The sequence below is a fragment of the Amycolatopsis sp. Poz14 genome (genome assembly GCF_006704225.1).
Lineage (GTDB): Bacteria > Actinomycetota > Actinomycetes > Mycobacteriales > Pseudonocardiaceae > Amycolatopsis > Amycolatopsis nivea.
The window spans coordinates 7,811,910-7,823,319 of the sequence record NZ_JACLHD010000001.1 but is presented as its reverse complement, the minus strand read 5'-3'; the positions used below and the strand labels follow the sequence as shown (position 1 = coordinate 7,823,319).

Here is an 11,410-nt window from a genome sequence, read left to right as displayed (position 1 = left end):
CACAATCAAGCTTCGGGGTGCCCCGCCGCACCCTCCCCGAAGGGGAATCTCCCCGCCGCACTGTCGGACCAGTCTGGTAGAGATCTCCAAGTGACCAGCTCCGAACCCACCCCCCTATGGGACCTCCCGGAGCCTCCGCGCTCCGCCCCGGAGCCGAAGGCCACCCCGGCGAAAAAGCCCGCCCGCAAACCGGCCCGTTCCCGAAAAGGCCAGCAGACCCCGGCCCCCGAACTCCCCGTCGCGAAGATCGCCGTAGACATCCCGCTGGCCCACCTGGACCGCACCTTCGACTACCAGGTCCCGGAAAAACTGCACGAATCCGCAGTCCCCGGCTGCCGGGTCCGGGTGCGCTTCGCGGGCCAGCTGGTCGACGGCTACCTCATCGAACGCACCGACACGACGGAGTACGAACGGAAACTCGCCTACCTGGAGCGAGTCACCTCGAGCGAACCCGTCCTCCCGCCGTCGCTGCACGCCGTCTGCCGCTCGGTAGCCGACCGCTACGCCGGAACCCTTTCCGACGTCCTGCGCCTGGCCCTGCCCCCACGCCACGCGAAGACGGAAAGCGAGCCGCCCGCGGAACCGGCCCCGAAACCCGAGGCCCCGGACGTCTCCGCCTGGTCCCGTTACCAACGCGGCGAAGCGTTCCTGGAAGCGATCGCCGAATCCCGTCAAGCGAACGCGGTCTGGCAGGCTCTCCCCGGCGAAGACTGGCCGCGCCGCCTCGCCGAAGCGGCTGCCACCGCGGCAGCTCAAGGCAGGGGCGCGGTCCTGGTAGTCCCGGACCACCGCGACCTCACCCGGGTCCACGAGGCGTGCATCGAACTGGTGGGGGAGCAGGGCGTCGCCGCGCTGATCGCCGGGCTGGGACCGGCGGAACGGTACCGTCGCTGGCTTTCCGTGCTGCGCGGTGCGGTTCGCGTGGTGGTCGGCACTCGCGCGGCGATGTTCGCGCCTGTCGCCGATCCCGGTCTGTTCGTCGTGTGGGACGACGGCGACGATCTGCATCTGGATCCGCATGCCCCGTACCCGCACGTGCGGGATGTGCTGATGGATCGGGCGCATGCCACGAAATCGGCGTTCCTGGTCGGCGGATTCGCCCGGACCGCCGAGGCGCAGCTGCTGGTGGAATCCGGCTGGGCGCAACAGATCCAGGCCGATCGCGCCGAACTCCGCGCCGCCGCCCCGCGGGTGACCCCGGTCGGCGAGGACTTCGACGTAGCGCGCGACGAAGCCGCCCGGGTCGCCCGGCTGCCCGCGGTCGCGTTCGAAGCCGCGCGCCAAGCTTTCGCCGCCGGTTTGCCGGCTTTGGTCCAGGTTCCGCGCCGGGGTTACGTTCCCGGATTGTCGTGCGGCCAATGCCGGACGCCCGCCCACTGCCGTCGCTGCGCCGGTCCGCTGGCGTTGCCCGGCGGGTCGGCGGACGGTGCTCCGCGCCCGCCCGCGTGCCGGTGGTGCGGCGTCCCGGAGACCGCTTTCCGTTGTCCTGCTTGCGGTTCCGTCCGGTTGCGGGCCGTGGTGGTCGGCGCGAAACGCACCGCCGAAGAACTGGGCCGGGCTTTTCCCGGGGTTCCGGTCCGGACTTCCGGCGCGACCGAAGTCCTCGCGACCGTCCCGGGCCGCCCGGCGCTGGTGGTCTGCACGCCGGGCGCGGAGCCGGTCGCCGAAGGCGGTTACGGCGCGGCGCTGCTGCTGGACGGCTGGGCGTTGCTCGGACGCCAGGATCTGCGTGCCGCGGAAGAAACCCTTCGCCGCTGGATGGCCGCCGGCGCGCTGGTGCGCCCCGCGTCGGGCGGGGGCCGGGTAATCGTCGGCGCGGAGGCGGGGCTGGCGGTGGTGCAGGCGCTGGTGCGCTGGGATCCGGGCTGGCATGCGAGCCAGGAATTGGAACAGCGCCGGGAACTGGGTTTCCCGCCCGCGATGCGGATGGCGAGCGTCGAGGGAAGCCCGGCTGCGGTGGCGAGCGTGCTCGACGACCTCCCGCTGCCGGACAGCGGCGAGGTCCTGGGTCCGGTCCCGCTGGGCGACTACGACGACGAGGGCAACGCGGAACGCGAACGGGCACTGGTACGGGTGGCCCGCCCGGACGGCCGCGCCCTGGCGACAGTGGTGCGCGACGCGGTGGCCCGCCGGGACGCCCGGAAAGCCGTCGAACCGGTGCGGGTGCAGCTGGATCCGCTGGACCTGATCTAGGCGCCGTGCGGCGGGGAAGCGGTTGTTCCGCTGCGAGCACGGCTGGATCGGCTGGTCCTGATCGAGGCGCGGGGCGGCCAGGCAGCGGTCCTCCCACCGCCGCACAGACCCGCCAACACGACTGGATCCGCTGACCCCCGTCCGCCCGACCGTTCATTTGCGCGCCAAACCCACCACCGGAAGCGGTTTTCCGCACTACCGCCCGGTTTCCGTTTGAATCGGGGCGTCCTGGGGTGTATTGGGGACGTGGAAACCGGGGGAGGGGCGCGGCGGCGCAGGGCGGCCCGTTGCTCCGTTCGCAGGACCGCGCTGCGGCATTCGCCGTCTTCGCGGTGCCCAGGCGCGCACTTACCCTTGAGGCCGGGCGGCCAAGATCAGGACCGCGGCCCGGGCCTGCCGCTCGCGTGCCCCGGTCCCGCGGACAGGAGTCGGCGTTGATGGGCGAGGTCTCGATCCGGCCGGCTGAGCAGGCGGACCTCGCGGCGCTGGCGGGGATCCTCGGCGACCAGGGGTTTTTCGAGGACCGGTTCACCCGGCAGGCGAAGGGACTCGGCGTCCTGTTCGCCGCGTGGTGCTCCGCGCGGCCGGTCGGCGCCGTGTATCTCTGGCTCGAGGACGCCGAGGAGCCGCCGATCCGCGGCCACCTGCCGGGCGTTCCGCTCCTGAACCATCTGGAGGTCGCCCCGGACGCGCGCAACCGCGGCATCGGCGCGGCTCTCGTGCGCGCAGTCGAGGATTACTTGGTCGGCCACGGTCACGCGCTCGGCGCGCTCGCGGTCCGCACGGACAACACGCGCGCCGCGAGGCTGTACCGCCGCCTCGGCTATCACGACTGGGGTCACGGCACGGTCGTCTGCTACGCCGAGCGCGTTTCGCCGGACGGGCGCACGATTCTCGAAGCCGAACGCTGCCACGTGCTGGTGAAGCGGCTGCCGGACGACCGTCCCGCGCCGCTCGCCACCCGCGGCTGCGGCGAACGCTGAACCTTCAGGACTTGTGCACGATCTCCGCGATCCCCAGCGTGTCGAACGCGGCGTCCGGATCGCCCGGCGCGCCGTGGCGCGCGCGCAACGACAGCAGATGCGTTTCCCACGTGTCCCGGTCCCGTTGCCAAGCGCGCAGGTAGCGAACACAGAGGTCCGGCTCGATCAGCAGGCTGCGGCCGAGCGCGGCCTTCAGCGCCGCGACCATCCGGTTCTCGTACGCGCCGGTCAGGTAAGGCGCGTCCTGGACCTGCTGCAGCGTGGTGCGGATGAACGCTCGGCGGCTTTCCAGGAAGTCCGCCCAGTACGCGACGTCCGCGCCGGCGATGCCGAGACCGTTGTCCAGCAGGCCGTAGATGCCCTCGGCGAGCGTGTCGCCCAGTTCCTCCGACCGGGCGCGCACCGTGTCGCGAAAGGGGTCGTAGTCGTGCTGGTAGGCGAAGCTGGTGATCGCCGTGGCGCGCAATCCGGTCGCGGTGAGGAGAAAAAACCAGTCCTCGTTGTAGATGTCCGGGAAGAACGAGGAGAACGCGGCCCGCCCGACGGCCAGCGCGCCGCCGCCGACGAACGTGTCCTGCTTTCCGCCGGACTCGCGGTAGGCGTGGCACACCACGGAGTTGTCCGGCATGCCGACGTTGGCCAGGCCCGCTGCCGCGTACTGGTCGAGCAGACCCGCGGCGGCGCGCAGGTTGCTCGGGCGAAGGAGCGGGATGTCTTTGTGCGGGAACAGCCGGATGTCGTCGTCGAGGAACAGGATGCGCTGCCAGCCCGCCAGGTCGGCGACGAGCACGCCGAGGTTGCGCTTGAAGCTCGTGTCAGTGCGGCGCAGCAGGCGCTTCGCCTGCAGCAGCTTGCTCGTCGCGAACGGCGGGACGGCGCCGAGACCGGCGGCCTCGTCGGTGTCGATCGCGCGGACTCGCACCCCGGCGCGCTTCGCGGCGAGCACCGCGTCGGTCGCGCGCGCGTTCTTGCTGCACAGCAGCAGAAGCGTGGCGTCGGCTTCGCGGGCGGCGCGGAACGCGTCCTTGAGATAGGCGGCGGGGCGGCCGTTGGGCACGACGATCGCGTCCAGCCTGGCCTGCGGCGCGTCTTCGGCGGCGACGTGGTGCAGCAGCCGCTGATGCGTCGTGTGCTGCGCCGGCGCTGCGACGGTCGCGGTCATGTGAGGCTCGATTCTGGCCACTCGTGCAGCCGGTTTTCGGGCAGGGTCCAGTCAGGGGTGAGCCCCTGGTTGTCGAAGACCGGGACCCGGCTGATGATGCTGAAGGAATCCGCGCCCGCGAAGCGCTGGTCGAGGTAGGCCTGGTTGCGGTCGCGGAAGCGGCGGTCGGTCAGCGCTCGTACGGCCCCGAGGGTGCCGCGGCCGTACATTCCGTTGCACACGGTCACGGTGCGCTTGCGGTTGAGCGGGCTGACGCCGTGGTAGAAGTGCGCGACGTCCTCGAGCAGGATGCCGTCGCGCAGTTTGGCGCTGAACCTCTGGGTGCTGCCGTCCGGGCGGGTCACTTCGAACCCGGTGTCCAGCTGGTCCTCGTCGCCCTTGCGGCTGATCTGGCGGACCGGCACGTCGACCCGGTCGAGCAGCGCGCGGGTCTGCGGGTTCCAGTCGACGCCGCCGAGCAGCACCAGGTGCGCGGTGTACTCGTCCGCCGACAGCGTCGTGTTCTGGTCGGTGGTGCGGAAGGTGACGTTGCTGGCCGGGTTGCACGCGCGGATGTGGCCGTAGAGCTCCAGCAGCGCGTCCGGGTCGGCGTAGGTGTAGAGGTTCACGTAGTCCGGGCTGGACGGGTCGGTGTAGGCGATCCGGTACTTCTCCGGCAGCTGCGCGCAGACGATGACGATGTCCTGGTTCGGCGGGAAGTGCCACAGGCTCGACGGGGCGAACACCGGCTGGGCCGGCGGGTCGTCGAGGTCGCCGCGCAGCGCCTGCAGCTCCGCGAGCAGTTCCTTGCGGACAGTGTGCTCGTCGTCCGTCAGGTTCTCGGTGTCCAGGAGATGAAGCTGGGGGCCCTGCACCGAACGGCGGGTGGCGAAGAAGGTCGCGTACGCCTCGAGGCGGTGCGGCGGGGGCGTCACTGGTTTCGCCACGTTCTCCCACGACGACAGCAGGCCGGTGCTCACGCCGAAGGCCTCGGCGAGCTGCTTCTGGGTGAGCACCACGTCGGACCAGCTCTCCTTGCGCAGAGTACGCAGGCGAGCGGCGAGCGCGGGGTTGGGCTGAGACACGACTTCAGACCCTTCAGTGAAGTTCAGTCAGGCGTGAATGGCGGGGATTCTACACCCAGGAAGCCGGAGTGGCCGGACGGGCCGGGGTCGAGTGTCGGCGGGTGTTCAGGGGTTGCCTATCTCGGACTTGACCCGCACCTGAATCGAAGATGTCGTGTGCGCGACACCATTGTTTCAGTACGGGCCCACCCTTATAGTAGCTGCTGTGAAAGTCTACTAGATTTCAGTAGCTTCCTGAAATAAGGGGGCGGTCATGGACACCTCAGCAGTACCGGCACCAGTACACCGAGCCATCGTGGTCGTCGACATCGAAGGGTCGACCACCCGTACGAACCCGGCTCGGGCCGGGCTCCGTTCGGTTCTGTTCGCCCTGCTCGACGAGGCGTTCCGGGCCGGCGGCATCACGGAGCAGTTCCGGGATCCGTTCGTGGACCGGGGCGACGGGGCGCTGTGCCTCGTCCGGCCGGTCGACGAGGTGCCGAAGACGGTCCTGCTCGCCCGCGTGGTGCCCGCGCTCGCCGACCTGCTCGCCCGGCACGGCGACCAGGAGCCCGAACTGGCCTTCCGGCTGCGTGTTTCGGTGCACGCCGGCGAGGTGCACTACGACGCGCACGGGCCGTACGGCGAGGACATCGACATCGCCTGCCGTCTCCTCGACGCCCCTGATCTGAGACGCAGGCTGCGCAGCTCCTCGGGGCCGCTCGCGCTCGTCGTCTCGAACGCGATCCACCGCTCGGTCGTCCGGCACGGCTACGCCGGGATCGACCGCAGCTCCTTCGCACACGCCTTCCGCGTGCGCGTCGGCGGGCAGCGGACCCGCGGCTGGGTCCGCACCACCGACGCCGTCCGGCCGGGAGCGGGACTGATCGCCTGACCGGTCCGGCCGACGACGAGGAGGGGGGACCGCCGTGGAAACGATCGGGTTCTGGCCGGCGCTGGGCGCCGCGGAGCGCGCGAAGTTCGAAGAGCTGTCCGTCCGCAAGGCTTACCGGCGCGGGGACGTTCTCTGCCGCGAAGGCGAGCGGGCCTCGGTGGTGCTTCTCCTCCTTGCCGGGCACGTCCGGATCACCAACGCGACGCCGGACGGGCGCGAGGTCGTGATCGGCGTCCGCGGCGCGGGCGACGTGATCGGCGAACTCGCCGTGATCGACGGCGGACGGAGGTCGGCGACAGTGCAAGCGCTCGACGAACTGGACGTCCTGGTCGTGCCCGCCGCGCGGTTCGTCGCGCTGTGCCGGCGCGAGGCGGCGATTTCCTGGGCGCTGCTGCAAGTTCTGGCGGACCGGATGCGCGACGTCGGACGGCAATGGCTCGACATCGGCGGCGGGACGGCCACCCGCCGCGTCGCCGCGCAGTTGATGCAGCTGGCGGTTCAGCACGGCGTGCGGCGAGGTACGGATATCGAAGTCGCGGTGCCCGGAACGCAAGCAGAACTCGCTATGACAGCAGCGATTTCGCGCGAATCGTGGGCACGGGTGACACGGGAACTCCGCCGCCAGGGGGTGATCAGCACCGCGCGCGGCAAGGTGACCGTTCACCGGCTCGCGGAACTGCGGAGGCTCGCCCGCTGAAACGTGTCAGCTGACACAGATTTCCCGGCGCCGCCGGGGTTTTCTGGAAGCACACCACCGAGGGAGGCAGTCATGGAACCGTTTCTTCCCGCTCCTCAGCCGGTTCGCTGGCGTCGGGGGGTGTACGCGGCAGCTCTGGTCATCCCGTTCACCGTCGCTCAGGTGTGGGCGCTGCTGGTGTTGCTGAGCCTCGAATCGCTCCACGGTCTCGTCGGACAGGCCTTCCTGGTGACCCTCGCCGGTTCCGTCGTCGCGACGGTCATCGGCTGGCGGTGGGTGTGGCAGTTGGGCTCGGAACGGCGGCGGGTGCGGGCGCGTGAGGAGATGCGCAGGCGGGCGTACGAGAACGTGCGCGAATTCGGGCGGGAGAGTTTGGCCGAACCGCGGATAGAGGTGCGGTTATGAGTGCCGTGCTGGCTGCTGCGGAGAGCGCTGCTGCGGAGAGCGGCGGGCAAGGGGTGTCGGCTGGGGTTTTGGTGCTGGCGCTGGTTGTGTTGATCGCGGTGGTTCGGGTGCTGCGGTGGGTTGCCGGGCTGGCGGTGCGGTTGGCTGCTTCGGTTGCGGCTGTGGCTGGGCTGGTTGTGGGGGCGGCTGGGGTTGGGGGGTTGGCGACTATTACTGCGGTGGCTATGGCTGCTTCTAAGTGAGGTCGGTCCGCCTCGTCGCCTGGCGGCGACATCGGCCTCGTTGGTTGCGTGGGGCACCCCGAAGGTTGATTGTGCTGACGGTTCGGGGGTGCTTGTCAAGGCGGGAAAGATGCCTTGACAAGCACCCCCGAACCGCAGGGGAGCTTCGTATCGGGGTTGGGGGGAGGGCTGGGTGCCTCGCTCGTTGGGTGCATCGGCTGCGGGTGGGGCTGGGATAGCGCCCCAATGCCGCATTGGGTGCGTGGGACGCACCCAATGTGGCGTTCGGTGCGTCTGACGCACCCAATGCCGCATTGGGGCGCTACCGGAGTGCGGACCGAAGTGCCTGGGCGAGAGGGGGCGCAGTCGGAGTCAGCCGTTGGCGAGTTGGCGTTTCACCTCTGCGGCGACGCGGGAGCCTTCGGCGCGGCCTGCGATCTTTGGCTGTACGGCCTTCATCACGGCGCCCATTCCGGCCATTCCGGAGGCGCCGGTTTCCGTCACTGCCTCGGTGATCAAGGTGCGCAGCTCGTCGTCCGAGAGTTGGGCGGGCAGGTAGGCGGTGAGGACCTCTGCTTCGGCTCGTTCGCGTTCCGCTGAGTCCGCTCGGCCTGCCTTCTCGAAGGCTTCGGCGGCGTCGCGGCGTTTCTTCACCTCTCGGGTGATGATCTTTTGTACCTCGTCGTCCGAGAGTTCGCGGGCGGTGTCGCCTGCGGTTTCTTCGTAGCCGATCGCCGAGAGGGTCAGCCGCAGCGTTGCCGAGCGCAGCTGGTCTCGGGCCTTGATCGCGGTCGTCAGGTCGTCGTGCAGGGTCGCCTTCAGCGTGGTCATATACCCGATCCTGGCGCCCGCCGCGGCTGGCTGCCCGCGCCGCGCCGTCGATGCGGGGGTCTTCTAGACTCGCTTCCGATGTCCGACCAGCCTGAAATCCCCTTTTCCCTTCCGGAGGTGCGGTGATGCGTCTCGTTTTCGCCGGCACCCCGGAGCCTGCCGTGCCGTCGTTGCGCGCGCTGATCGAGTCCGAGCGGCACGAGGTCGTCGCGGTCGTCACTCGGCCGGACGCCCAGGCCGGGCGCGGGCGCAAGGTGCTGCGGTCCCCGGTGGGCACGCTCGCCGACGAGCACGGCATCGAGGTGCTCACGCCCGCGCGCGCCGGCGACCCGGCGTTTCTCGCCCGGTTGCGCGAGCTGGAGCCGGACGTCTGCCCGGTCGTCGCGTACGGGGCGTTGCTGCCGCAGTCCGCGCTCGACATTCCCGCGCACGGCTGGGTCAACCTGCATTTTTCGCTGCTGCCCGCGTGGCGCGGCGCGGCCCCGGTCCAGGCGGCGATCCGGGCCGGGGACGAGATGACCGGCGCGTCCACCTTCCGGATCGTGAAGGAGCTCGACGCGGGGCCGGTGTTCGGCGTGGTGACCGAGCCGATCGGCCCGGACGACACGTCCGGTGCGCTGCTCGGCAGGCTCGCCGAGTCCGGGGCGCACTTGCTGGTGTCCACCGTGGACGGCATCGAGGACGGCACGCTCCGCGCGGTCGAGCAGCCGGGCGAGGGCATGAGCTACGCGCCGAAGGTGACCGTCGAGGACGCGCGCGTGTCGTTCGCCGACCCGGCTTCCGCGGTCGACCGGCACATCCGTTCGGTCACGCCGGATCCCGGCGCGTGGGCGGAGTTCCGCGGCGAGCGGTTCAAGCTGGGGCCGGTCACCGTGCTCGACGAACCCGGTCCGCGGCCGGGCGAGCTGGTGGTCGAGCGCAAGCGCGTGCTTGTGGGCACGGCGACGAAACCGGTGCGGCTTGGCGAGGTCCAGGCGGCCGGGAAGAAACGGATGGCGGCCACCGACTGGGCGCGCGGCACGAGGATCGACGAAGGAGAGCGCCTCCAGTGAACGAGCGTGGAGAACGGCGGCCGTCACGGCCGCAGCGGGGCCGTCCGGCTCCGCGCAAACAGGGACCGCGGCGTCCGCCGGAGATCGACCCGGCCCGCCAGGTCGCGTTCGACGTGCTGCGCGCTGTCCGCGAGAAGGACGCGTACGCCAACCTCGTCCTCCCGCAGCTGCTGCGGGAACGCCGCGTGACCGGCCGCGACGCAGCGCTGGCCACCGAACTGACCTACGGCGCCTCTCGTGCGCAGGGCCTGCTCGACGCGGTGATCGCCGCGTGCGCCGACCGGCCGATCGAGAAGACCGACCCGGTGGTGCTCGACGCGCTGCGGCTCGGCGTCTACCAGTTGCTGCGCACCCGGATCCCGGAGCACGCCGCTGTCGGGTCCACTGTGGACCTGGTGCGCGCCGAAGCCGGTTCGTGGGCAACGGGATTCACGAACGCCATCCTGCGCGCGGTGTCCGCGAAGGACGAGACGCAGTGGCTCGACGAACTGACGCCGGACGATGCCACCGACCCGATCGGCGCGTACGCGCTCCGCACCGCGCACCCGCGCTGGGTCGCCCGGTCGTTCGCGGAAGCGTTGGGGGACAAGGGCGCTGAGCTGAAAGCCGCTCTCGAAGCGGACGACGCCCGCCCCGAGGTGCACCTGGTCGCGCGTCCCGGCGAGATCAGCGCAGACGAACTCGCCGCCATCACCGGCGGCGACCCCGCGCCGTACTCGCCCTACGGCGTGCACCTGCCCGCCGGCGCGGGCGACCCGGCCGACGCGGAACCGGTGCGCGAGCGCCTCGCCGCGGTGCAGGACGAAGGCAGCCAGCTGTGCGCCATCGCCGTCACCAAGGCCCCGCTGGAAGGCTCCGACGAGCGCTGGCTGGACCTGTGCGCGGGCCCCGGCGGCAAAGCGGCGCTGCTCGGCGCGCTGGCCAAGATCAGCGGTGCGCACGTGGACGCCGTCGAGAAGGCCCCGCACCGGGCCCGGCTGATCGAGAACGCGACCGAGGGCCTGCCGGTCACCGTGCACGTCGCCGACGGTCGTGAAACCGGCCTCGAACCGGGCTATGACCGGATCCTGGTCGACGCCCCGTGCAGCGGTCTTGGCGCGCTCCGCCGACGTCCCGAGGCTCGGTGGCGCCGCAAGCCGTCGGACGTCGCGGACCTCACCAAACTGCAAGGCGAACTCCTGATGGCGGCGCTGGACCTGGTGCGTCCGGGCGGCATCGTCACGTACGTCGTGTGTTCGCCGCATCTGGCCGAAACCGAAGGCGTGGTAGGCGAAACCGCCCGCCGGACCAAGTCCGAGATCGTCGACGCCCGCGAGTTCTTCCCGGACGTCCCGCAACTCGGCGACGGCCCGTACGTCCAGCTGTGGCCCCACCGACACGGCACCGACGCGATGTTCTGCGCGGTGCTGCGCAAGCCGTGACGGATCTGGGTTTGGTCGCCAGCTCGTGCGGCGGACTGGACACCCGGTTCACCGACGAGCTGGCGAAACCAGCGGTAGCCCGAGGTTGGCGGCTGGCCGTCACCCTCACGCCGACCGCCTGGGGCTGGCTGAAAGCGACCGGCGGGCTGGGCGAACTCGAAGCCACGACGGATCTTCCGGTGCGCAGCACGTCCCGCCTTCCCGGCGAGCCGCGTCCGCACCCGGATCCGAAGGTGTTCCTTTTCGCGCCCGCTTCGGCGAACTCGGTGGCGAAGCTGGCGCTGGGGATCGCGGACAACCAGGCGCTCACGCTGCTCGGCGATGTCCTTGGCGCGCCAGGGATCACGATCGTCGTGGCCTACCAGATCCAGCCGACCCGGGAGCACCATCCGGCTTGGCGGCGGCATCTGGACACGTTGACCGAGGCGGGCGTCCGGCTGCACCGGCTCGATCCGCGCCGACCCTGGTCGGAAGCGCTCGATCTGCTGCCCTCGCCTGCGTGAAAAG

General features: G+C 70.8%; 11 protein-coding genes. 8 read left to right on the top strand and 3 right to left on the bottom strand.

Annotation, left to right across the window (positions count from 1 at the left end):
• Positions 1-90 precede the first annotated feature (90 nt).
• Together FKO37_RS36250 and FKO37_RS36245 are read left to right on the top strand one after the other, a co-directional pair.
• Positions 91-2,193 carry a primosomal protein N' gene (locus tag FKO37_RS36250; protein ID WP_134666302.1) on the top strand — a complete coding sequence of 701 codons (2,103 nt, stop codon included), beginning with the start codon at positions 91-93 and terminating at the stop codon, positions 2,191-2,193.
• A gap of 437 nt (positions 2,194-2,630) precedes the next feature.
• Positions 2,631-3,176, top strand: coding sequence for a GNAT family N-acetyltransferase (locus FKO37_RS36245; protein ID WP_134730954.1), 546 nt, complete (start codon positions 2,631-2,633; stop codon positions 3,174-3,176).
• Positions 3,177-3,180: 4 nt separating this feature from the next.
• Here FKO37_RS36245 and FKO37_RS36240 read toward each other — a convergent pair whose 3' ends face one another.
• The gene (locus FKO37_RS36240; protein ID WP_238607441.1) at positions 3,181-4,338 is read right to left on the bottom strand and encodes a hypothetical protein; all 1,158 of its coding nucleotides are present in this window, start codon (positions 4,336-4,338) and stop codon (positions 3,181-3,183) included.
• Positions 4,335-5,402 carry a helix-turn-helix domain-containing protein gene (locus tag FKO37_RS36235; protein ID WP_134730950.1) on the bottom strand — a complete coding sequence of 356 codons (1,068 nt, stop codon included), beginning with the start codon at positions 5,400-5,402 and terminating at the stop codon, positions 4,335-4,337. The genes FKO37_RS36240 and FKO37_RS36235 overlap by 4 nt, the downstream gene beginning before the upstream one ends.
• 253 nt (positions 5,403-5,655) lie before the next feature.
• On the opposite strand from FKO37_RS36235, the gene FKO37_RS36230 reads away from it, so the two are divergent.
• The 3 genes from FKO37_RS36230 (at position 5,656) to FKO37_RS36220 (ending at position 7,378) form a co-directional block, all read left to right on the top strand.
• Positions 5,656-6,276, top strand: coding sequence for a hypothetical protein (locus FKO37_RS36230; RefSeq protein ID WP_037814607.1), 621 nt, complete (start codon positions 5,656-5,658; stop codon positions 6,274-6,276).
• Positions 6,277-6,310: 34 nt separating this feature from the next.
• On the top strand, positions 6,311-6,973 hold the full coding sequence (locus FKO37_RS36225) for a Crp/Fnr family transcriptional regulator (RefSeq protein ID WP_037814608.1): 663 nt from the start codon (positions 6,311-6,313) through the stop codon (positions 6,971-6,973).
• Positions 6,974-7,093: 120 nt separating this feature from the next.
• Entirely contained in the window at positions 7,094-7,378 is a 285-nt protein-coding gene (locus tag FKO37_RS36220; protein WP_199817737.1) for a hypothetical protein, read from the top strand.
• Positions 7,379-7,971: 593 nt separating this feature from the next.
• Here FKO37_RS36220 and FKO37_RS36215 read toward each other — a convergent pair.
• Positions 7,972-8,430, bottom strand: a complete 459-nt coding sequence (locus FKO37_RS36215; protein ID WP_238607440.1) for a GatB/YqeY domain-containing protein — start codon at positions 8,428-8,430, stop codon at positions 7,972-7,974.
• 125 nt (positions 8,431-8,555) lie between these two features.
• On the opposite strand from FKO37_RS36215, the gene fmt reads away from it, so the two are divergent.
• Genes fmt through FKO37_RS36200 form a run of 3 tightly spaced genes read left to right on the top strand, consistent with a single transcriptional unit; the run spans position 8,556 to position 11,406 of the window.
• Positions 8,556-9,482, top strand: a complete 927-nt coding sequence (gene fmt / locus FKO37_RS36210) for a methionyl-tRNA formyltransferase (protein WP_134730944.1) — start codon at positions 8,556-8,558, stop codon at positions 9,480-9,482.
• Positions 9,479-10,903 carry an RsmB/NOP family class I SAM-dependent RNA methyltransferase gene (locus FKO37_RS36205; RefSeq protein WP_238607439.1) on the top strand — a complete coding sequence of 475 codons (1,425 nt, stop codon included), beginning with the start codon at positions 9,479-9,481 and terminating at the stop codon, positions 10,901-10,903. Before fmt ends, FKO37_RS36205 begins: the two co-directional genes overlap by 4 nt.
• Entirely contained in the window at positions 10,900-11,406 is a 507-nt protein-coding gene (locus FKO37_RS36200) for a flavoprotein (RefSeq protein WP_134666288.1), read from the top strand. The genes FKO37_RS36205 and FKO37_RS36200 overlap by 4 nt, the downstream gene beginning before the upstream one ends.
• Positions 11,407-11,410: the final 4 nt, after the last annotated feature.